General features: G+C 42.4%; 16 protein-coding genes. 10 read left to right on the plus strand and 6 right to left on the minus strand.

Going from position 1 to position 24,092, the window contains the following annotated elements:
* The first annotated feature begins 39 nt into the window (after positions 1–39).
* Complete coding sequence (locus ACH3Z1_RS05105) at positions 40–5,202, plus strand: PKD domain-containing protein (RefSeq protein WP_490820782.1); 5,163 nt, start codon at positions 40–42, stop codon at positions 5,200–5,202.
* 110 nt (positions 5,203–5,312) lie between these two features.
* The gene (locus ACH3Z1_RS05110) at positions 5,313–6,311 is read left to right on the plus strand and encodes a PorP/SprF family type IX secretion system membrane protein (RefSeq protein ID WP_490820783.1); all 999 of its coding nucleotides are present in this window, start codon (positions 5,313–5,315) and stop codon (positions 6,309–6,311) included.
* Positions 6,312–6,470: 159 nt separating this feature from the next.
* On the opposite strand, the gene ACH3Z1_RS05115 is transcribed toward ACH3Z1_RS05110, so the two are convergent.
* The 3 genes from ACH3Z1_RS05115 to ACH3Z1_RS05125 form a co-directional block, all read right to left on the minus strand.
* Positions 6,471–7,112, minus strand: coding sequence for a class I SAM-dependent methyltransferase (locus tag ACH3Z1_RS05115; RefSeq protein WP_490820784.1), 642 nt, complete (start codon positions 7,110–7,112; stop codon positions 6,471–6,473).
* An 85-nt stretch (positions 7,113–7,197) separates the two neighbouring features.
* The gene (locus ACH3Z1_RS05120) at positions 7,198–10,269 is read right to left on the minus strand and encodes a two-component regulator propeller domain-containing protein (protein ID WP_490820785.1); all 3,072 of its coding nucleotides are present in this window, start codon (positions 10,267–10,269) and stop codon (positions 7,198–7,200) included.
* Between the two features lie 231 nt (positions 10,270–10,500).
* Positions 10,501–11,316 carry an aminotransferase class IV gene (locus ACH3Z1_RS05125; RefSeq protein WP_490820786.1) on the minus strand — a complete coding sequence of 272 codons (816 nt, stop codon included), beginning with the start codon at positions 11,314–11,316 and terminating at the stop codon, positions 10,501–10,503.
* A gap of 260 nt (positions 11,317–11,576) precedes the next feature.
* Between ACH3Z1_RS05125 and ACH3Z1_RS05130 the strand changes: the two genes are divergently transcribed.
* The 5 genes from ACH3Z1_RS05130 to ACH3Z1_RS05150 all read left to right on the plus strand — a co-directional run bounded on the left by ACH3Z1_RS05130 (position 11,577) and on the right by ACH3Z1_RS05150 (position 17,299).
* Positions 11,577–14,783: a S41 family peptidase gene (locus tag ACH3Z1_RS05130; protein WP_490820787.1), complete on the plus strand. Its 3,207-nt coding sequence runs from the start codon at positions 11,577–11,579 to the stop codon at positions 14,781–14,783.
* Positions 14,784–15,160: 377 nt separating this feature from the next.
* Positions 15,161–15,439, plus strand: a complete 279-nt coding sequence (locus tag ACH3Z1_RS05135; protein WP_490820788.1) for a GIY-YIG nuclease family protein — start codon at positions 15,161–15,163, stop codon at positions 15,437–15,439.
* A gap of 138 nt (positions 15,440–15,577) precedes the next feature.
* The gene (locus ACH3Z1_RS05140) at positions 15,578–16,036 is read left to right on the plus strand and encodes an SRPBCC family protein (RefSeq protein ID WP_490820789.1); all 459 of its coding nucleotides are present in this window, start codon (positions 15,578–15,580) and stop codon (positions 16,034–16,036) included.
* Positions 16,037–16,232: 196 nt separating this feature from the next.
* Positions 16,233–16,544, plus strand: a complete 312-nt coding sequence (locus ACH3Z1_RS05145) for an RNA polymerase alpha subunit C-terminal domain-containing protein (protein ID WP_490820790.1) — start codon at positions 16,233–16,235, stop codon at positions 16,542–16,544.
* Positions 16,544–17,299 carry a hypothetical protein gene (locus tag ACH3Z1_RS05150; RefSeq protein WP_490820791.1) on the plus strand — a complete coding sequence of 252 codons (756 nt, stop codon included), beginning with the start codon at positions 16,544–16,546 and terminating at the stop codon, positions 17,297–17,299. The genes ACH3Z1_RS05145 and ACH3Z1_RS05150 overlap by 1 nt, the downstream gene beginning before the upstream one ends.
* Positions 17,300–17,380: 81 nt before the next feature.
* Here ACH3Z1_RS05150 and ACH3Z1_RS05155 read toward each other — a convergent pair whose 3' ends face one another.
* The 3 genes from ACH3Z1_RS05155 to ACH3Z1_RS05165 form a co-directional block, all read right to left on the minus strand.
* Complete coding sequence (locus ACH3Z1_RS05155; RefSeq protein ID WP_490820792.1) at positions 17,381–19,555, minus strand: penicillin acylase family protein; 2,175 nt, start codon at positions 19,553–19,555, stop codon at positions 17,381–17,383.
* 129 nt (positions 19,556–19,684) lie between these two features.
* On the minus strand, positions 19,685–20,590 hold the full coding sequence (locus ACH3Z1_RS05160) for a sugar phosphate isomerase/epimerase family protein (protein ID WP_490820793.1): 906 nt from the start codon (positions 20,588–20,590) through the stop codon (positions 19,685–19,687).
* Between the two features lie 80 nt (positions 20,591–20,670).
* Entirely contained in the window at positions 20,671–21,351 is a 681-nt protein-coding gene (locus tag ACH3Z1_RS05165; RefSeq protein ID WP_490820794.1) for a GNAT family N-acetyltransferase, read from the minus strand.
* Between the two features lie 52 nt (positions 21,352–21,403).
* Here ACH3Z1_RS05165 and ACH3Z1_RS05170 point away from each other — a divergent pair, with 52 nt between their 5' ends.
* The 3 genes from ACH3Z1_RS05170 to ACH3Z1_RS05180 all read left to right on the plus strand — a co-directional run bounded on the left by ACH3Z1_RS05170 (position 21,404) and on the right by ACH3Z1_RS05180 (position 24,069).
* Positions 21,404–22,438: a toxin-antitoxin system YwqK family antitoxin gene (locus tag ACH3Z1_RS05170; protein ID WP_490820795.1), complete on the plus strand. Its 1,035-nt coding sequence runs from the start codon at positions 21,404–21,406 to the stop codon at positions 22,436–22,438.
* A gap of 39 nt (positions 22,439–22,477) precedes the next feature.
* Entirely contained in the window at positions 22,478–23,164 is a 687-nt protein-coding gene (locus tag ACH3Z1_RS05175; protein ID WP_490820796.1) for a hypothetical protein, read from the plus strand.
* 176 nt (positions 23,165–23,340) lie between these two features.
* Positions 23,341–24,069, plus strand: coding sequence for a LytR/AlgR family response regulator transcription factor (locus tag ACH3Z1_RS05180; protein ID WP_490820797.1), 729 nt, complete (start codon positions 23,341–23,343; stop codon positions 24,067–24,069).
* Positions 24,070–24,092: the final 23 nt, after the last annotated feature.

Genomic DNA, 24,092 nt, shown 5'->3' on the forward strand with positions numbered 1-24,092 from the left:
GGTAGTTTTGCATACAGTAACATCGTTCAAATTGTGATGATGCCCAGTGTAAGCATCACTGGTACATTAACCGTTTGTGAAAATGCCGCCAACCCTACATTAACGATTACAGCAGTAGGAGGCATTGCTCCTTATACAATTACCTATAATCTGAATGGCGTTGCTCAATCAGCCATCGCTACCACAACAGGTGCGGGTACCATGACGGGTACCGTTACTATTTCAGTTCCAACAAATGTTGCAGGAACATTTACGTATAGTCTTACATCCGTTGTAGATGCCAACTCACTGTCGGAAACCTGTACTAACTCAAGTGTGAGTAGCGGAGCCACCATTACTGTTTCAGCTTTACCAACAGCTACTATTTCAGCAAATACTTTAACGGCTTGCGTAAACAATACAGCTCCGGTTGTTACAATAACCGGTTTGGGCGGTACAGCACCTTATACTTTCACATACAGGGAAATTACCAACGGCACGCCGGGATCTAATCAAACTATTGTATCCAATTTAGCAGGGGTAGCTACATTTTCTTCAACAGTAACATCAGCAGCAACGCGCAACTATGAATTAGTATCGGTCCAGGAAAGTAGTGCTACAGCTTGTATAAATGCACAGACAGCATCTGTAACGATTGTTACAAACTCAAATCCCGATGCGACTGGCGTTAACCCGATTCTTCCAGCTATTTGTTCTGGTACACCTAACTTTAGTGTAACATTTTCGGGCGTAAGTGGTGGGCCTGATCAGTACAGGATTATATGGGACGGAACGGCAACTGCTGCAGGTTTTACAAACGATGGTTTTCAAACGTATAATACAGGAACAAATACAATAACTGTCAATGTACCGGGAACCGCGTCTGCAAGTACAACTTATAATGGAACACTACGACTTTTAAATTCATCCACAGGGTGTTTTTTGGAAAATTCAAGTTCAGTAACAGTAAATCCATTACCGACAGCATCAATTAGCAGATCAGCGGCATCAGTATGTGTAAATGGAACTATTCCTACTGTTACCATCACAGCGGCAGGGGCTACGGCTCCATATTCAGTAACGTATCGTGTGGTAACAAATGGTGTTGCAGGATCGAACCAGGTAATAGTAACAAATGGTGCAGGTGTAGCAACTATTAATGTACCAGTGACAACAGCCGCCGAGCTAACATATGAGTTGGTGTCGGTACAGGAGAGTAGTTCAACATCTTGTGTTAATGCACAGACATCATCGACAACGGTTACAGTTAATGCCTTACCCGATGTAACGGTAACGTTAACCGGATCAAATACTTTTTGTGCGGGAGGATCAGCTACGTTAAGTGTACCGAATGTAGCGGGCTCAAGTTATCTGTGGACAGGAGGAGGAACGAGTTTTAATCGAGTAGTTACAACGGCAGGTGGATATACGGTAACGGTAACCAATACAGCGGGCTGTACAGCAACATCAGGCGTAACAAATATTACCGTTAATTCCTTACCCGATGTAACGGTAACATTAACCGGATCAAATACTTTTTGTGCGGGAGGATCAGCTACGTTGAGTGTACCGAATGTAGCGGGCTCAAGTTATCTGTGGACAGGAGGAGGAACAAATTTTGATCGAGTAGTTACAACGGCAGGTGGATATACGGTAACGGTAACCAATACAGCGGGCTGTACCGCAACATCAGGCGTAACAAATATTACCGTTAATTCCTTACCCGATGTAACGGTAACGTTAACCGGATCAAATACTTTTTGTGCGGGAGGATCAGCTACATTAAGTGTACCAAATGTAGCGGGCTCAAGTTATCTGTGGACAGGAGGAGGAACGAGTTTTAATCGAGTAGTTACAACGGCAGGTGGATATACGGTAACGGTAACCAATACAGCGGGCTGTAGCGCAACATCAGGCGTAACAAATATTACCGTTAATTCCTTACCCGATGTAACGGTAACGTTAACCGGATCAAATACTTTTTGTGCGGGAGGATCAGCTACGTTGAGTGTACCGAATGTAGCGGGCTCAAGTTATCTGTGGACAGGAGGAGGAATAAATTTTGATCGAGTAGTTACAACGGCAGGTGGATATACGGTAACGGTAACCAATACAGCGGGCTGTACCGCAACATCAGGCGTAACAAATATTACCGTTAATTCCTTACCCGATGTAACAGTAACGTTAACCGGATCAAATACTTTTTGTGCGGGAGGGTCGGCTACGTTGAGTGTACCGAATGTAGCGGGCTCAAGTTATTTATGGACAGGAGGAGGAACGAGTTTTAATCGAGTGGTAACAACGGCGGGTGGATATACAGTAACAGTAACCAATACAGCGGGCTGTAGCGCAACATCAGGCGTAACAAATATTACCGTTAATTCCTTGCCCGATGTAACAGTAACGTTAACCGGATCAAATACTTTTTGTGCGGGAGGGTCGGCTACGTTGAGTGTACCGAATGTAGCGGGCTCAAGTTATTTATGGACAGGAGGAGGAACAAATTTTGATCGAGTAGTTACAACGGCAGGTGGATATACAGTAACTGTAACCAATACAGCGGGCTGTAGCGCAACATCAGGCGTAACAAATATTACCGTTAATTCCTTACCCGATGTAACAGTAACGTTAACCGGATCAAATACTTTTTGTGCGGGAGGATCAGCTACGTTGAGTGTACCGAATGTAGCGGGCTCAAGTTATCTGTGGACAGGAGGAGGAACGAGTTTTGATCGAGTGGTAACAACGGCAGGTGGATATACAGTAACTGTAACCAATACAGCGGGCTGTAGCGCAACATCAGGCGTAACAAATATTACCGTTAATTCCTTACCCGATGTAACAGTAACGTTAACCGGATCAAATACTTTTTGTGCGGGAGGATCAGCTACGTTGAGTGTACCGAATGTAGCGGGCTCAAGTTATCTGTGGACAGGAGGAGGAACGAGTTTTAATCGAGTAGTTACAACGGCAGGTGGATATACGGTAACGGTAACCAATACAGCGGGCTGTACCGCAACGTCATCTGCAACAAATATCACAGTAAACGCACTACCTGTCCCAGTAATCAATACAAGCGGCCCTTTAACTTTTTGTGCAGGCGGCTCAGTTAATTTAACAGCAAGTGGTGGTAATGCATACGCATGGACTAATGGAATAAATACAGCAATAACAAATATTACCACATCCGGCACCTACAGTGTTACAGTTACAAATGCAGCGGGTTGCAGTGCTACTACATCAAGAACAGTAACGGTGAATGCATTACCAACGGCAACCATCACCCCATCCGGTCCTCTCACCTTCTGTGCAGGTAATTCCGTAAACCTCACAGCAAGTGGTGGAACAGGTTATGTATGGAGTAACGCATCAACCAATACATCCATCACCAATATCACCACATCGGGTACCTATACGGTAACAGTCAGAGATGCCAATAACTGTTCTGCAACATCAGCACCGGTAACCATTACGGTGAACGCCAATCCAACAGTAGCCATTACCAACCCCGCTGCTGTATGTTCACCCGGTACGGTTGATCTTACTGCAGCAGCTGTTACAACAGGCAGTACGGCCGGATTAAATTATACTTACTGGTCCAATGCTACGGGTACCACATCACTCAGTACGCCGTTTGCCATCGGTACTGCAGGCACTTATTATATACGGGGTACGAATACAACAACCAACTGTTCTGCCATACAACCGGTGCTGGTAAGTATTAATCCGCAGGCAGTCATGCAGATCAATACACCTGCTGCTGTTTGTTCGCCACAAACAATCGATCTCACCGCATCGGCCATTACCAATGGCAGCGCGGCAGGACTCAGCTACACTTATTTTACCAATGCTGCTGCCACCAATACACTTACCAATGCCAATGCAGTAAATGCATCTGGTGTATACTATATAAAAGGTACACCGGCTTCGGGTTGCAGCGCGGTGGTGCCGGTAACGGTTACCATTAACCCATTACCCACACTGGTGATCAATAATCCGTCGGCAGTTTGTTCGCCACAAACCATCAACCTTACCACTCCTGCCATCACAGCCGGTAGTAGTGCAGGATTGAGTTATGCGTATTTCTCCAATGCAGCATTAACCACACCTGTGAGCAATGCACAGGCCATCAACAACTCGGGTATCTTTTATATCAGGGCTACTGATGCTACAACGGGTTGTGCCAGATCGGGTGCTGTAACGATCCAGGTGAATGCGGCACCACAGGGTGTATTACAAACACCCGCCACTAATATTATCTGTGAAAACGGTTCATTAACACTCAATGCTTCGGGAGGCAACAGTTATCAATGGTTATTCAACCAGCAGCCCATCAGCGGAGCGAATACATCTTCCTATAATGCCACTGCTGCGGGTGATTATGCTGTTCGTTTTATTTCGGCACAGGGTTGCGAAACAGTATCGGCCAATACCATCAATCTTCAGTTACTGAATAAACCTGTTGTTCAGTTTACACTCACCAATGCCTGTGCGGGTGTGTCAACCAGTTTCAACAACACATCTGTAACCAGTGCCAGTGGTGGCATCAACTGGTTATGGGATTTTGGTGACGGCAGCAGCTCCAACCAGTTTTCACCCACACATATTTACAACAGTTCCGGTACCTATGCCGTTCGTTTAACGGCTACCAGTCCGGTTTGTACAGGCTTTAATGAAACATCGCTGGTAACTTATCGCGTACAGTCGGCATTACCTGCGGTGCGTTATAAAGACGTGGATGTATTAAAAGATATTCCTGCTACCATCACTGCCCGCGCCATTGGTACACGATTCCTGTGGCAGCCGGCAGCCGGGGTAAGTAATATTAATATAGCATCACCCAGTATACGAGTTAGTACCACAACAGAATATACGGTAGCAATTACCAATGATATCGGCTGTACCACGACCGATACTGTTTTGGTGAAAGTGATTCCGGGTGTAGATATTTATGTACCACAGGGTTTCACACCGAATAACGACGGACAGAACGATCGCCTATACCCCATACTGGTGGGTATGCGGCAACTGAATTATTTCAGGGTGTTCAACCGATGGGGTAATATGATTTTCAGCACAAAAGAAAGCAGCGCACAGGCAGGCTGGAATGGTCTCTACCTGGGTGTGATGCAACCAATGGGATCCTATACCTGGATAGCAGAAGCAGTGGATCTGCAGGGTAATCTGGTGCGGAAAACAGGAACCGTGTTGTTGTTGCAATAAGAAAGGTGAATGGTGAATGGTCAATCGTGAATGGTCAATAATTAATAAAATTCGGAGCACTATCTATTCACCATTCACGATTCACCATTCACGATCAATCATAAGAAGTTATGAGAAAATATACCATTTGTATTTTACTACTCCTCTGCTGCAGCATACTGTCTGCACAGGATCCGTATTTTTCTCAATACTATAGTTCACCACTCACATTTAATCCGGCATTAACGGGTTATTTTAATGGAGCACATCGGCTTGCTGTTAATTATAGAAACCAGTGGGCCAATATCAGTTCACCCTATCAAACCGGTGCTGTTTCTTTTGATACCCGTATCATGCAAAATAAAATTGCGGCCAACGATAAATGGGGTTTGGGTATACAGGCATTATATGACCAGGCGGGTGCCGGTGTTTACAAGAACAGTTATATAGCCCTGTCAACAGGTTTCAACAAAGGACTGGATGCAGATGGTAACCAGTCGATCGGCATTGGCGTGCAGGCAGCGTATGCAAGACATGTGGTCGATTTCAGCAAAGTAAGTTTTGCCAATCAGTTTACCAGTAGTGGTTTTGATTTATCGGTACCCAGCGGAGAAACCATCAATAACCGTTCGGTGGGATATACCGATCTGAATATTGGCGTATTGTATAATTATGGAGATGATGATGGTAATAATTTTAATGCCGGTGCTTCGGTATATCATTTACTGACTCCCTCCCTGAGTTTTTTCAGTGCACAAAACAGCAGACTGGCCAGGCGTTATGCCATTCATGCCAGCGGACTTTTACAGGTGAACGAAAGAGATCATCTTTTCTTCAGCACCAATTTTATGCAGCAGGCAAGAAATAACCAGACGGTGGTAGGCATGGCTTATGGATTTGGGGTGGGAGATACGGATGCTCATTTTTATGCAGGTGCCTGGTTAAGGATGAAAGATGCAACCTATCCGTATATCGGACTAAGAACCAGTAATTACCAGATAGGTATCAGTTACGACATCAACCACTCCGATCTGAAAAAAGCCAATGGTTTTACCGGCAGCAGCGAATTGTCTTTTATCTATTTCTTTAACCAGAAAGATAAACGCAATAGTATTCCTTGTTTCTTTTAAGGAGACCGGAAGTCCGGAAGTCCGGAAGAAGATTAATTTCCTAAACCACCCTCCGTGGAACTCCGTGTCTTACTCCGTGAAACGCTGTGGTAAAATTTAAAAACTTTTTTACCACAGCGTTTCACAGAGCGGAACACAGAGTTGCACGGAGTTTAGCTCTCAGCACTCACGCTTTTTCAAGACTAATACACTTACTCTTACATCATCTTCCAACACAAATTCTTCCTGCATGATTTGAAAAGGGATCCATTTTTCAATAAAAGATTTTGCCATGATGCGCTGTGGAGTGCTTAAGATGATCAGTGCGTTTTGTTCAAGAAAAAAAGAAATGAGTTGATCAAGTGCTTCAAATGATGACGGATCATAATTGATATCGCTTAAGAGCAGTACATCTGTTAAGAGGTCTGCCGGAAGATGATGCCAGTCTATGATCCTGGTTTCAATATTGCTTAGGTTGTTTTCTGTTGCTGATTTTTTTATAAACAACAAGGGTTCGTTGAGGTAATCGCTGCAGACCACTTCTTTTGCATAAGTAGCTGCTACAAGAGAAGGTAAGCCTAATCCGGCTGCCAGTTCTAATACTTTTTTATCATGAACAAATGCGGGGTTCTTTGCAATAAATGCAGATAATGCAATAGCTGCGGGCCAGCATTTACCCCAATAGGGGAAATGTTGTAAACCACCACTGTTCCAAACAGCCTGTAAATCTTTTGCTTCCGGTGTATAGAGTTGGTATTTGATACCTTCAAAAGAATAGCTGATAAATGCGCCTTTCAACATAAATAATTTGAACTGGTACAAACATAGGCTGTTTCATCAAAGCATCATCTCTATTCCCATCTTAGCCCGGGATTTAAATCCCGGGCTAAGATGGGAATAGGGTATTTTATTGAACGGGGATATTCAGTGTAATCTGCGTGCCTTCACCAGGCTTTGATTGTATTTGTATTCTTCCTTTTAATGATGCAGCACGTTTATACATATTGCCTAACCCATTACCATCGGCCTTATCAATATCAAACCCAATACCATTATCCTTGATAATCATCAATAAGCGTTTATGGTGAACGGTAAGATGAACAGAGGCGTGTGATGCTTTCGAATATTTGGCAATATTATTAATGGCTTCTTTGAATAAGAGAAAGAAATCGCGACGGGCTTCCATGTTCATTTTTACTTCTTCTATGGAATCATCGGTGCGGAACTGTAAGTCAATATCTTTTGCTTCAAGTACACTGGTAGCAATTTCGCGCATACGGGCTGTGATCTTCTGCATGGAATCGTTCATGGGTTTGATGCTCCATACAATATCATCCATGGCTTCCATCATGCGCTGACTGTTGTCGCTGATTTTACCGAGGTATTCGCTGGCTCTTACATTATCGGTATTGAGCTTGCTTTTGGCCATCGTACTCAATATATTGATGGTGCTGAGTGTGGAACCCATGTCATCGTGCAGATCGCGCGCCACCCTGTTTCTTAAATTTTCCACAGCCAATATCCGGTTGATGCGTAAGCGGTGGATGAAATAAAGCAGTCCGCCAAAAGCCAATACCACTAAGCTGAGGAACCACCATCTTCTCCAGAAAGGTGGCCTGATATAAATGGAAAAGCTGGTGATGTTTTTTGAACGAACCCCATCAATATTTTCACAATACACCTGGAAGGTATAATGCCCCGGCGGGAGTAGAGAGAAGTTAACGAGTTTCTGACGATCGGCACGTATCCACTGGTCATCAATGCCATCCATTTTATAATAGTAAATCAGTTTATCACGATTCACATAACTCAATGAAGAGAAATAAATACTGAAAGAATTCTGGTCATAATTCACCGACAGTTCCGATTGTGCCGTGAGTGAATCAATCGGAAGGAATTCGTTATTGAGTTTGAAATCTGTGATGCTTACATCGGGCGGCTGCTGGTTGCTGGCAAATACTTCGGGTTGAAAAAACATGAGGGTATTGCTTCCTGCAAACATCACAAAACCTTCACTGCATAAATAATCGGCCGCTACTGTTTTTTCGCCTAATACAACACCGTCTCTTTTGTTATAAGGTGTGATATTGTCGTTAAAAGGGTTATACCTGCAAAGACCATTATTGGTAACGATCCATAAATAGCCTACCCTGTCAATACGCAAACGCTGAACAGAGTTGGAAGGAAGTCCCTGTGCATAATCAATGATGCGAACCTTACCTGTTTTTTTATTTACGAGGTTGAGTGCTCCTGCACCATAAGCGATGATACTGTCGTTCAATTGATCAATATCGCTGCCCATGGCATTAAACAGGCTGTTGTCTGCATTGCCTTTTACATATTGCTGGATGATGCGACCGCTTTCTGCTTCCAGTGCAAACAAACCGGTACCCTGCACGCCAACCCAGATCCATCCGTCTTTGTCAAAGAAAATTTTTGGAATAACAGCGGCACCAAAATCTTTGATCACGGTAAACACATTGTTTTCAAAACGAATAACCCTTCCTCTCTGTGTACAGAACCAGATACGCCCTTTTTTATCTTCTGTGATATATCGCACCGTTGCATTCTGAAACTCGGGCGGATTGTAAAACCGTGTTTTATTCGTTGCTGGATTGAAACGCGTAATCAAACCGCCGTTGGAACCAATCCATACATCGCGCGTGGCTTTTTCTTCGTGCATGCACCAGGTAAGCTCTGCACCCAGTCTTTGAGCAATATTCCAGTTGGCGGGAAAATTTTTGAAAATATGGTACTTCTTAGGCCGGAAATATTTGTCCATGGTAAGTACACCCTCTCCCCAGTTGGTAAGCCAGTAGTCGCCATTACTGAGTTCTATGATATCTGTAAACTCTTTACTTTTTTTGGTTTCAGAAAAGATCATGTTCTGTACACCATTGCCATCTTTACCCGGAGAGGTAAAATAAATACCTTCACTGGTGGCAACCCAAACACCACCTTCGCGGTCCTCAATTACCTGGTGGGCAATTTCATAATGAATGGCAATACTGCTGAGCGGATCGTTTTTATAATAATTAAAGCGGTTGGTTTTCCTGTTGTAACTAAACAAGGTATTCAATCCAAAAACCCAGATACCGCTTTGTGGCAGGTCGATCATGTTACGATACTCGCGGTACTTACCATTGCTCAACGTGAGACCGGTTGTATCATTCACATAACGAGAACCTGTTGAGTCGAGACAATGTAACACCTGTCCGCCACCGCCCCACACCGGCCAGTTGTATAACCAGTAACGTTGCTGCCTGTCAATATAAATATTACTCAGCCCTTCCTGAACGCGCCAGTTATTTAGTAAGGGTATTTTTTTGGGATTGTATAAGCGTGTATAGGTTTCTCCTGTTTTTTCGTCATAAGCAGCCAGACCGTTATCGGAACAGGAGAGCCAGAGTAAACCATTTTTTTTGTCTTCGGCAGAAGCAATACCAAAGCCCCAGTTTTTAGGAATCCGGAAAGGAGTGGAAGCGGTAAACGCAATTTCCTTTTCATCGAATTTTAAAATGCCGATGGGTTGAATAGTAAGGTAGATATTGCCTTTACTGTCGTTCCATAATCTCGCATTGATGCGACCGGGAAAAGGTGTAGGAGGTTTGATGGCTACTTTTTTGTAGCTAAACTTAGCCGGATCGAAAATGCCTACTTCCCTTAATTCGGGAAAATACAACCAGAGCGTTCCATTTTTTCCCGGAACAATATATTCAAGTAAAGAAATGGGTAAGGGATCACTTCCTTTTTTATTGGCCATCGAAAACACGATGAACTTGGTACCGTCAAAACGTTGTAAACCATTGGCGCTGCCTATCCAGATAAAACCCTTGGCGTCCTGGTAAAGGGAACGAACATCATTGCTGGCCAATCCATCATCGGTATTGAGATGGGTAAATGTATAAGTCTCCTGTGCGGAAGAGAGGGTCGCACAGAATACAAAAAGAATAAAAAAGCTGTATAAACGAAGCCGCACGGTACAAATCTACTGATAGAGAGGGGCATAAAAAACAGCATATTCATGTGAGGGGAGAGGAGAGTCCGGAAGTCCGAAAGATGATTCATGTGATGAAGTAACCTCCGTGTAACTCTGTGCCGTACTCCTTTACCTCTGTGGTTTTTTACCACGGAGTTACACAGTGTACGGCACAGAGTTACACGGAGGTTTTACTACTAAAACTATTGTCTCCCTGACTTTCGGTCTCCCTCACTCCTCCAGCTTCTGCAACCCATCAAACAACCTGAAAGCCACACTATCTTTTGTATAAGCGCCGAATACCACATTATCTACAGCCGTAACCGGGATGATGCGTTTGGTGGAACTGGATATAAAGGCTTCTCTGGCATTACGGATATCTTCCAGTGTAACAGTTCGTTCTTCTACTGTAAGCAGTTTATTGGCAACTGATAAAATATTGCTCCTGGTTATTCCTTTGAGCATTCCGGTAGCAGGCGTAACCAGTGTATTGTTTTGTGTAACGATAAAAAAATTAGCGCGTGGACATTCTGTTACACTCCCTTCCCAACAATACAATACATCCTGTGCCCCCTGTTCTTTGATCCAGGGTTGTAACCAGATGGCCATCAGGTAATCAGTGGTTTTAACTTCCGGCATCTGGCGGCGGTAAGTATGTGTTACTAATTTGTATTCGCCTGTTGGTAATTCGGTGGCTGGTGCAGCAATGGGTTGTTGTACAATGATGATGTGTGGCTCAACAGGTGTGTATCCATCGGGAGATGCACCACCGGTAACAGTAATACGGATTCCGGAATGATCAGATGGATTCTTGCTGATTAATTCTTTGATGATAGCAATAAGCGCCTCTTTTGAATAGCTGAGTGGTAAACGCATCAATTCAAGCGAACGGAATAGCCGGTCTATATGTGCATCCAGAAAAAAGGGTTGGGTTTTCTTTACCCTTAAAAAATCAAATACGCCATAGCCCCGCTGTAAACCTAAATCGCTCACAGGTACAACTGCATGCTGCTGTTCAACAAATGCTCCATTTACAAAACTGATCATGTACTTGGTTTATAACTCCGTGTAACTCTGTGCCGTACTTTGTGTCCACTGTGGTTTAACCACGGAGTTACACAGAGTACGGCACAGAGTTACACGGAGGGTTCTTAATGATTAGGCTGGTCACAAAAGAGTAAGCCTTTTTTCCCCTTGCCAAAACAAGATAAACAAATCCCTCATTAACCGATTTTCCTATTCATTCATCAAACTCTGTGAAAATCTTGCCTGTTCTTTCCTAAATTACCGGTTCATTAAATACTGTTATGAGAAAACTATCACTTGCACTGCTATCATTGGTTGCCTATGTGCAGCTCAATGCGCAAAGCGATCCGAACTGGATGCGTTATTCGGCCATCTCTCCCGATGGTAAAACCATTGCTTTCACCTACAAGGGTGATATTTATAAAGTACCCAGCTCCGGCGGAGCAGCCACCCCTCTTACGTTTCATGAGGCCAACGATTTAATGCCCATCTGGAGCAAAGACGGTAAACAGATAGCTTTTGCCAGCGATCGTTTTGGTGATTTTGATGTACTTGTGATACCTGCAGAAGGAGGCGAAGCCAAAAGAATTACCTGGCATTCGGCCCCCGAATACCCCTATAGTTTTACGGCAGATAATAAGTCGGTGATATTTGGCTCCACCCGTATGGATATGGCCAGCAACCGCACATTCCCCACCGGCTCACAACCTGAATTGTATAAAGTGGGTCTGAATGGCGGACGTGCAGAGCAGGTATTGTCTACTCCGGCCGAATGGGTGAACCTCAGCAATAATGGACAGTACATGCTGTACCAGGATAAAAAAGGCGGAGAAAACCAGTGGCGCAAGCACCATACCTCTTCTATTGCAAGAGATATCTGGATCTATGATAACAACGCCAAAACACATAAAAAAATTACCAGTTTTAATGGAGAAGACCGTAACCCGGTTTTCACTGATAGCGATAAGGCTTTTTATTATTTAAGTGAAGAAAGCGGGTCCTTCAACGTACATAAAATGGCGGTTGATGGTGGTAAATCGCAACAGCTTACCAGCTTTAAAAAACACCCTGTACGTTTTTTAAGTCTGGCCAATGATGGCACACTTTGTTTTGGTTATGATGGTGAGCTCTATACCATGAAAGGCAATGGCCGTCCACAAAAAGTGAATGTGAGTATTGTAGCCGATGCACGTACCAACAATACCAGAATTGTTCCGGTGAGTGGTGGTGTAAGAGATATGGCCGTATCTCCCAATGGAAAAGAAGTGGCGTATATTTTCCGTGGTGAAGTATTTGTAAGCAGTGTAGATGGTGGTGTAACCAAACGTATTACCAACACACCTGAACAGGAAAGACTGGTTAGTTTTTCGCCCGATGGAAAAACATTACTCTATACCTCAGAAAGAGGTAATAGCTGGAAAATATTCGAAACAAAAAAACAGCGTTCAGAAGAACCTTATTTCTATGCATCTACCGTGTTGAATGAAACAGCCGTCATCAGCAACAGCAACGAAAACTACCAGCCCTCTTATTCTCCCGACGGAAAAGAAATTGCGTATGTAGAAAACAGGATGACATTGAAAGTGTACAATGTGGCCAGCAAACAGTCTCGTACCATTCTTACCGATAAGGAAATATTCTCGATGGGAGATAATGACCAGTATTTTGAATGGAGTCCTGATGGAAAATGGTTCCTCTTCGATTATGCCGTACCCGGCATTTCTCCCGGTGAAGTAGGACTGGTTTCTGCAGATGGAAAAGGCAAAGTCATCAATCTTACTGAAAGCGGGTTCAACGACAGTCGTGCAAAATGGATCATGGGTGGCAAAGCCATGATGTGGTTCACCAACCGCGATGGTCTGAAATCTGTAGCACAAAGTGGCGGCGCACAATCCGATGTATATGCCATGTTCTTTACACAGGAAGCATTTGATAAATTCAAACTGAGTAAAGAAGATGCGGCACTGGCAAAAGAAATAGAAGACAATAAAGCAAAATCAGACAGCAGTAAAAAACCAACTGCTAAAAAAGACAGCGTGGTGTTTGACTGGGATGGATTGACCACACGTAAATCAAAACTCACTATTCACTCATCGCAAATGAGTGATGCATTGGTGAGTAAGGATGGAGAGAACCTGTATTACCTCACCCGTTTTGAAAGAGGTACCAATCTCTGGACCACCAACCTGCGTACCCGTGAAACCAAAATGCTGCTTCCTTTAAATGCAGCCGGTGGTAGTATGGTATGGGATAAAGACCAGAAAAACATATTCCTCTCTGCAGGTGGTAGCATTTCAAAAATTGATCCCAACAGCGGCAGAAGAGAAATGGTAAGCATTGGTGGTGAAATGACCCTGGATGTTGCAGCAGAGCGCCAGTTTATGTTTGAACATGTATGGCGCAGAACCAAAGAAACTTTCTATACCAAAACGATGCATGGTGTAAACTGGGATAGTTATAAACCAGATTACGAACGTCACCTTGCTCATATTGGTAATAACTATGAATTCGCAGAATTACTCAGTGAAATGCTGGGTGAGTTAAGTGTGAGCCATAGCGGAGCTTCTTATAATTCTTTTGTTGCCGGTGGCGATGCAACCGCTGCACTTGGCGCATTCTACAACCAGAACTATAAAGGTGTTGGTTATAAAATTGAAGAAGTCATCAAAGATGGCCCGCTTGATAAAGCCGGTCTCAACATCAAAGCAGGAATGATTATTGAAGCGATTGATGGAGAAACCATTGATGCAGATACTGATTTGCCAAAATACCTGAACAGAAAAGCTGGTAAGAACACTTTATTACTCATTGCCGATGGTGCTACCAAACGTGAAATCATTGTAAAGCCTGTTTCAACCGGTGAAGAAAATGGATTGCTGTACAGAAGATGGATTAAAAAGAACCAGGATGAAGTAGATCGTTTGAGTAATGGTCAGTTGGGTTATGTACATATACCCGGCATGAATGATGGTTCATACAGAACTACCTATGAAGAGATCATGGGTAAATATGTAAACAGAAAAGGTATTGTGGTAGATACCCGTTTCAATGGTGGTGGCGATCTGGTAGCAGATCTGGCCATGTTCCTGAGTGGTAAAAAATTCATGGACTATACCACCGATACCAGAAGCAGTGGTTTTGAACCCAATTTCCGCTGGACCAAACCAAGTATCTCCATTGCCAATGAAGCCAACTACAGTGATGGCCATTGTTACGCTTATGCCTATAAAGAACTGGGTATTGGTAAGCTGGTAGGTATGCCTGTGCCTGGTACCTGTACTTTTGCAGGCTGGGAATCTTTACAGGATAACAGCATTCGCTGGGGTGTTCCGCCATTGGGTGTAAAAGGACTGAAAAATCAGTACCTGGAGAACTACCAGACCGATCCTGATATTAAACTCATGAATGAATACGATATCGTGATCAAAGGCCGTGACCAGCAGTTGGAAGCGGCGGTGAATGAACTCCTGAAGGAGATTAATAAATAAGGAACAGAGGAATAAGAAATAAGGAATAAGAAAGGGAGACCTCCTGTTGGGGGGTCTCTCTTTTTATTTGGGAGCAGTCACTGTTGGTCAGCGACCAAAGAGGTGGAGAAAAAATCAATCTACCTATAATAGTTTATCCTTCGTCGCAGATAATAATCTGCGGTTATTAATGCTCCTCAGGATGACTACTTACACTTAAGAAAATAGCGGTTATGATTGGCTTTGCCAATCATAACCGCTATTTCACTCCCCTCCTCGAGTGTCATCCTGAGAAGCATTCTGATCGCAGATCAGAAATTGCGACGAAGGATACACTTCAGCTTATAACTACGCCATGTTCGTAGTACGTGATAATAGTTTTGTAGTAAACTTATTTTATGTACAAGCCCGGATTAGTTTACATACTAACCAATGCCTCTAAAACCATGTTATATGTAGGTGTTACTTCAAACCTGCCACAGCGAATATGGCAGCATAAACATAAAATCTACTCCAACAGTTTTACTGCCAAATTTAATATTCATGTGCTGATTTATTATGAGGTCTATACCTGCATTGAAGATGCAATTAAAAGAGAAAAGGAAATAAAAGGGTGGAAGCGAAGTAAAAAGGATGCATTGATAAAGACCAAAAAACCGAAGTGGGAGGCTTTATGATATGTGTTTAGGTGCATTTGATTGCCGACCTACATAAATAAGCAAACACTATGATCAAAAATAATGACGTGATTTCTTTTTTGTATTAAAGCTTTTGAAGAACTTGTAAATACTTTCATTTTTTTCGAACCCCGCACAATGACCATCGATATCATTACCACCACTCCCGACACTGAAATCACCAGCACCAGAATTTTTAATGTCTCGCGTGAATTACTTTTTCGTGCATGGGCCGAACCGGCGCATTTGAAAAACTGGTGGGGACCGGAGGGCTTTACCAATACTTTTCATGAATTCGATTTTCGGGTAGGTGGCAGATGGCGCTTTACCATGCATGGACCAGAGAAAGGAAATTACCAGAATGAGTGTGAGTTTATTAAAATAGATAAACCCTCCATGATTGCATGGAAACGCCATTCGCAACCGCTGTTCCAGGTAGTGGCAGTTTTTGAGGAACTGGCAGCAGATAAAACAAAACTTGTTTTTAAAATGCTGTTTCATACGGCTGAAGAGTGTAAAAAATTAAGACCTTATGTAGTGGATAAAAACGAAGAGAATTTTGATAAGCTGGAGAAGGAGTTGAATAATATGCTTTAATCTAACTATTAATTGAAAAACCTCAGTGTTACTCCGTGTTCTACTCTGTGTAACTCTGTGGTTCATAGCATATTTTTTTAACCACAGCGTTACACGGAGTAGGTAGGGCACGGAGTAACACTGAGGTGTGATGAGTAGTTTGTTACTTAATACAGTAAGGGTATTTGGGAAAATCTTATGGTTAAATCGGTCGCAAATGACAAAGACATTCAGAACCTGTAAACAGGGGCATCAGTATTACAAAACCAGCGATTGTCCAACCTGTCCGCAATGTGAGCAATTGAAAAAACCTGCCGATGGTTTTTTATCGGCACTGGCTTCACCAGCGAGAAGGGCTTTATTGTTTCATGGAATAGACACGCTGAAGAAATTATCAAATCATACAGAGAAAGAAATTTTATCTTTTCATGGTATGGGTCCTAAATCAATGCCGATACTCAGAAAGTTATTGAGCGAAGCCAAACTGAATTTTGAAAAGAAGAGCAAACAGCACCCCCCAAAGCGTTAATGAAACGATTGCTAACACTAATTTTCACCTTTTTAATAGCAAAAACCTTTGCCTGTTCTTGTGTAACAGAACCCTTTGCTCAGCAGTATCAAAGATCAGACTTTATAGCTGTCGCAAAAATCATTAGAATAGATGCTGGTGAATCAAACACTCATTATAGTGATATTGAAATCGATATCATTACTTTATATAAAGGAAATGCGGTAACAAAGTTGAAAATGGAAAGCCTTTTAAAGAGTGGTTGTGGAGTGAATGCCACGCTAAATTCTGTATGGCTGATATATGCGGGTAAAACCGGGGATGGTAGCCTCGCTTTTGGCTATTGTTCGAATCCTATTCGACTTGATCAGCCAGAGGTTGTTATCGATAATGACAAAGACAAAATCCGGCGTCAACAATTTTTGACCAGAACATTTAAAGTACTTGATTTCTTAAAAGACGTAAACCTCACGCTTGATGAAGAAACCAGTGGTTATGTGCGACTTGTTCGCGACACTGCAAATTTGTTAAAAGGGTTTGAAGAGCCTGCCTATAATTTCAGTGCCTTTGAACTGAAATTTGATAGGGAGTTGGAATTAGAAGAGATAAGAGTGTTGAAAGAGTTTAATAACACGACGCTTGCGGAACAGTTAAAAGAACAACTTTTACAAGCGACAATAAAATATAATGGTAACCCTCCACTTGAAAAAAGGGAAAGACGTTTTCTGGTACTCTTTTTTTCTACCCACCAGAGGAACAATACCAGAGTTTTGTGAGCCGTTACTTTTTATGAGAGAAGACAGTTTGAGTACAGTAAGAAAAAACACTTTCTCATTCGATATTCATTATTTCTCTGTTTATTTCTCTTCTCCCGGATGATATGTCTTCACTTTATTCTTCAACACATCTTCTTTATAAAAGAAAATGTCCTTGAATTTTCCATTCACAAACCCATCAGCCTGGTCGGTGAAGTTGGGTGAATTCGGGTCGGTGCTTTGTCCGCCGGTGAGAATGGTTTTGGCTTTCAGTTTTTTACCGAATTCAACAGCCGCAATAAAACTGTTACCCGAAGTACCATAACGTTTAGTAAAGCCATTACCTGATCTGCTTTCAAAAGCAGGTAATGAACCCCAGCGCGATGAACTCAGCGGAACAGCAATACTGGGTTTACTGTCATCAAAACGCTGTCCATCTGCCACACGCTGGTAGCGGTTGATATCACCCCAGGGCTGTCGCCAGTTACCATAGGTTTTGGTAAGATCATCCAATACTTTTTTGAGCGACTCCATTTTTTGTTGTGGCGTGCTGTTAGCCATGTCTTCAAAACGTTTTACCGAATTGGTGCCTTCTTCCATGGTTTCTGCTCTTGGCGCAAACTGGCTGAGCTGGTTGGCCCAGTCGATGGCAATAGTAGTGGCCACAGAGTTAAGCGCAGCCGTTTTATCCCAGGCACCTAATACATCAACCGCTTCTTTCAGTTCGGCTTTTAATGGTCCATTGTATGCGTTGTAATCTTTCACCAGTGCCGGTATCAGGAAATCAAAAGCAGCGAGATAACGGTTATAACCAATCTCTATCATTTTATCTAAAGTCAGGTTATTGGCTTTTTCCAATAAACGTGCTGCATTAATACCGCGGGCGTTTTGTCCGTCGGGCGCCATATAAGCTGGGTATTTATTTTTATCCGGACTGTCTTTACCCGATGCAGTAAATGGTGTTGAATTACAGTTCTGAATCCAGCCTACAGATGGGTTATGCACCTGTACAATTTCTTCCAGTTGATGCGCTCCCTGCCATTCAGTGGCTTTGATACTGCCATCAACAGGGCGGGTATAATCGTAAGCGGGATTGCGTTTCGGAACAAAATCGCCATGCCAGTAAGCAATATTGCCTTTGTCATCGGCATACACGGTATTGTTGGTGGTATTGGATAACAAACGCATGGCTTCCTTAAATTCATCGAGGTTATTGGCTTTGGTACTTACCCATGATTGTATCAATGCACTCAATGAACGATTGAATTCTTTTAATGCCAGCCATTTGCCATTTCGGTTACCCATTACCGGTCCGTGATGTGTATAGTAACCGGTGAAGGGTACTGCTACCTGTTTACCATCTTTCAGGTAACTTACGGTGATGGGTTTTGTATTGATGCGTTTCATTTCCTTCTCATATTCATACAACCAGTTGTCATTTAGTTTGGTCACTTTTTCTTCATAGAGGTCAGCTACATCAGCATAACCTGTTGTGTGCATCCATCCGCAATGCTCATTGAAACCCTGGTACACAAACATCTGACCCCAGGTAACGGCACCATAGGCATTCAACCCTTCTTCACTCACCATATGCATTTCTGGTCTGAAATAAAAGGGTACGTGCGGATTGATATACAGAATGGCATTTCCATTACTGGTGAGTTTGGGCGCAATGGCAAAACCATTGGAACCACTTAGCTCCACATCTTTATTGATAACAGGCTGATAAGCTGTTGCATTTTTATTGCCACTGTAAAAACTCCTTACCTCATCTAACGCAATACCACCTGTTCTGGTGGCAGATACACTGCCATCGGTAAACATCAGGTGAAACCAGGGTTCAAAACGGGTAAGCACTTTGGGTTTTGTTGCCGGATGTGTATAGAGATAATAATTGATGCCATCTGCAAAGGCATTGAGTAATTTTTTAAACCATGCCGGACTGTTGTTATAGTCTTTGATGGCGGCGGCGCTGTCTACAATTAAACGCATTTGCAGATCGGCATATAACATACGTTCGCCATCGGCTTCGGCCTGGCGTCCCAATACTTCGAGGTAGTTTCTTTCAACACGACTAAAATTTTCTTCGCATTGTGCATAGAGTAAACCAAAAACCGCATCAGCATCTGTTTTACCATAAATATGTGGAATACCCCATTTGTCTTTAATGATGGTAACCGTTTTAGCCTGCGCTTCCCAGCGTTTTATGTCGGTTGGTGTAAATGATTGTGCAATAGAAGCGGAAGAAAACAACAAACAGTAAAGCAGTAATCGCATGGTATTGGTTTTGAGGAATACCAAATATAGAAAAGCTTTCGCAACCGAGCACGGGACTTAAGTCCAGTGCTGGGAATGAGCATAATGATATAGCAAAAACTTGCAGCTTGCAACTTGAAGCCTGCCTCCCTAATACCCCCACTGTTTCATCACTGCCAGATCCTGTTTCACACATTCAATGGGGTCAATACCCTGGTAGGCTTCCTGTTCAATGATAAAGTGTAATGTGCCACCTTTTGTTTTACAGAGATCAGTTATGGCTTTGGTATTGGCTACTCCTTTTCCGAGGATGGTACTTTCGAAGGATTTGCCATCAGCCGTTTTGGTTTCATCTTTTACATGTACAGAAACAAAGCGGCCGGGATAATTATTTACGATCTCCAGTGCATTTACACCGGTATGATAAAGATTACCCATATCGAGCTGTTGTACGACTAAATTGGGATCGGTATTTTTTAAGATGATATCGTATACTTTCTGTCCATTAAGCGTGGCTGTAAATTCAAAGTCGTGGTTATGGTAACCGAAACGCATGCCTGCAGCTTTACACAGTTCGCCGCTTTTGTTAAACACTTCCATGTACGCTAACATTTCGTCGTAGGTCTTGCGCAGATCGGCATCCAGCCATGGGCTGATTACCAGTTCCTGTCCCATTTCTGCTGCATCTTCAACGGTATATTTCCAGAGATCGGTGAATTGTTTTTTAGTAGCATCCCAATGAGCTTTACCCATTACGGTATGTCCGCTGGGCATTTGCATGCCGAGGTCATTGAGTATTTTCTTAAATTCTTTGGCGGTATAACCATAGAACTTCCTGTTTACATAATTGGCATGTTCTACATATTTATAACCCATTTCGGCCAATGCTTTCAATGTACCCAATGGGTCCTTGCTCATGGCGGCGCGAACGGAATACAATTGCACTCCCGTCAGCATTTTGGCATTGCTTTGCGCAAATAAATCACTGGGTAATAAAGCCGTAGCGGCTATGGCAAGACTACTGTTCTTTAAAAAGGATCTTCTGGATGAATGCATGGCTTACAATTGAGGAATAAATATAAGACTTCTGCATTTCTTATCCCTGCCCCGGACTTAAGTCCGGGGCAGGGATGGGGTTATTTCTTTTTGAAAACAGCGAAGAATATCTCTGTACTTATTTCAAATCCCAGCTTTTTGTATAAACCAATAGCGGCTTCATTGTCCTGTCTTACATGCAGGAAAGGAATTTTACCAGCATCAATAATCAGTGAGCAAATATGTGAGCTAAGTATTTTGGCATAAGACCTACCCAAATAAGCTGGATCGGTACAAATGGCACTCACTTCGGTATGCGTATGGGTCTGCATTCTTTGTCCGGCCATGGAAACCAGTTTGTCTCCATCGAAAATGCCATGGTAATTTCCAAACTCCATGGTGCGCTGGTAAAAAGGACCGGGTTTGGTTCGTTCGGTGAGCGATAACATTTGTGGTACATGTGCTTCGGTAAGAGGAACAATTGGCGCTGCTGCGTTTTCAACAGATTTAAAATCATTACAGATCATCTGGTACAACGGAATGGCAAACAATACTTCAAAAGGATCGGGGAAATGAATCTCTTTAAAAAAAGGTACAGAGAAAGTTCTGTTATTCGGCAAATCAGATCTAAGTAAAGCGAAATCTTTTTCATCCCAGTTTTGTAATCCCACAAAAGGACAAATATCAGCGGGGTAATATTTTAATGCATCATCTCCCCGGTTCAGGTACGACTGATGTGTAGATAGTGCAGCCCATACAGGATTGGCAAGAATGGCGTTCATACTGTAAAATTAAAAACAGAACACGTATATTAGGTATATAATATATGGGTATATGAAATTCAAGCTGAGCATTCTCGTGCTGTTTTGTATTTGTGTAAATGTATCATTCGCACAAAAAACCAGTATCTATTACAATGGAAGATGGGAACCTTGTGAACCAGCTAAAGCCATTTATTTTAGTGATCTGGAAAAAACAGAGAAAGGATGGTATCGGGTAGACTATTCAGTTGTATCGGAAAAATTACTGAAACATGGTTTTTATAAAGACTCGTTATGCACCACCAGACAGGGCGTGTTTGAATCTTTTTTTGGAAACGGCTCCGTAAGCGGTAGAAAATACTATGAAGCCAATGAAAAAACCGGTCTTGATTTTCTTGTGTACCCCAATGGATTTTTAAGCGACTCATTCTGTTTTAAAAAAGATATACCTTATGGTATTTGTGTGAGCTGGTATCCGGATGGTAGCCCGAGAACAGAAATGCAGTTAGATACTATGGGTACTGGTTCAGGACTTGTTATTGGTTTTTTTCCCGACGGAGTAGTTTCGTTTAAGGGGAAGCTCGCACCGGGATTAAGGAAAACCGGTAACTGGTTTTATTATCACTCCAATGGACAGCGCGCTGCTGTTTTGCAATACCCATTAATAGAAGATTCATGGAATGGGCTTACAGCAAACATAAAACAAGATACCTTTGAATTTGCTTATTATGATTCAACCATTAAGTATACAAGCGCCATCTGTTACGACACAAATGGCATACAACAGCCGGCTTGTAAAATAGAGAATAGCATGCCTGAATATCCAAAAGGAATAACTGCATGGACGAACTATTTAACAAATATTATGAGTGGGGTAATGCAAAAACATGGTAATCTTGCGAAGCCTGCATCTTATATTGCTCATTTTACTGTAACAACAACAGGAGACCCGTTAGAAATAATGCTTGATAATACATACAACCAGAGCCTTGATGCCGATGTGTTGAGTATTTTTCGAAAATCGAAAAAATGGATTCCTGCCCGTCACAACAACAGGGTTATACCATTTACGCACAGACAATCTTTAACATTAGGAGCCCGTTATTAGCATCCCGAATAAATACCTTTGTCTTATAAAGCATAAAGTATGTTTAAGTCAACCTTTTTTAAGTTTACTATCGCATCTGTTTTATTGATGACCGTACAAACACTGTCGGCACAAACCAACGAAACCGCATGGACCCCCGAACAGCAGGCAGAATTATTCGGCTACTGCGAAAAGCCATTCCTCATCAAGCAACTGAAAATATCGGAAGCCAATGTTGATAAAATAGGGCAGATCAATAACTGGGCAAGACTCACCAAAATAAAAATACAGGCCAATGCCAGCGATACATTTGCTACCGATGGTGAGGTAGAAGAAGCTGTGATCAAAAAATACAAGGCGTTGGGTTTGTCGGGCGATCAGTTAAAAACGCTGACTGACAGAAGAAAACAAAGTCTGAGTGAGCCATGTGCGCTCATTACATTAACGGTTAACAAAACATACGATACCATCGCCAAGCCACAATTGCAGTTATTATTCAGAACAAAGTTTCGTAAAACATTGATGGATAAACTGGAAGTAAACGGTAAACAGGCCGATATGCTGATAGAAGCCGAAGTGTGGAAACAGAAAGAAGCCATTGAGATCGCCAAAATCCCCGAAACAGATTTCAACCGTATCCGTAAAACAGTTGCCATGTATACCGATCTGGAAAGAAAATATGGTTTTATCGGAATAACAGAGCAACAGAAAGAGGGTGCCAAAGCCATTTTTAAAGCAGCCGATTAAAGGATCAAGTGTATTCCGATAGCCGCAGATTTGCAGATTTTTTATCTGTACATCTGCGGTTTTCTTTTTCCCTATTCGTTCAGCCTACCTTAAAAATCGATTATATCTAACAGAGAATCATTGTATTATGTCCTAAATTCCTATTTTGTATATGCTTTACCAAACTAACCCCGTACATGCAACCCTGCCGCATACTCATAATTGAGGATGAATCGCTCGTGGCGATGGATATGGAACGAATGCTCACTGATCTTGGCTATGAGTTAATACCCAATGTAAACAGTTATGCAGCAGCCGTTGAAACACTCGACAAAACAAAACCAGATCTTGTTTTACTGGATATTACATTGAATGATACCAAAACAGGTATTGATCTCTCTCATTTATTGCAACAACAGTATAAGGTTCCATTCATTTATGTAACCTCTCATTCCGATAAAAAAACCATCGACCAGGCCCTGGTTACCAAACCCAATGGTTACCTGTTAAAGCCTTTTGATACCAATGACCTTTACACCGCCATTGAAGTGGCTTTGAGTAATTTTTCAGGTCAACCTGCCAATGGACAGGAAGAGGGTGCGTTGATGTGTAAGGATGCACTATTCATTAAAAACGATAAAAACTTTGTGCGCGTTGATATTGATGATATTCAGTGGATAGAATCGGAACACAATTATCTCTATATCATTTCACAAAAGGGAAAACATATTATCCGCTCCAATTTCAGGGATTTTCAGCAACATGTTCCGGCAGCCAGATTTATACAGGTGCATAAGTCGTACATGGTTAACCTCAATAAAGTAGATGCTTTTTCTCATACTGATATTACAATCAATGGAAAGGAAATTCCATTGAGCCGAATGTACAAGGATGATTTTTTTGCCTGTATGAAAAGGGTATTATAGCCTTCCTGTTTACCGTGGTACCC

The organism is Sediminibacterium sp. FW305-C-49 (assembly GCF_058231085.1).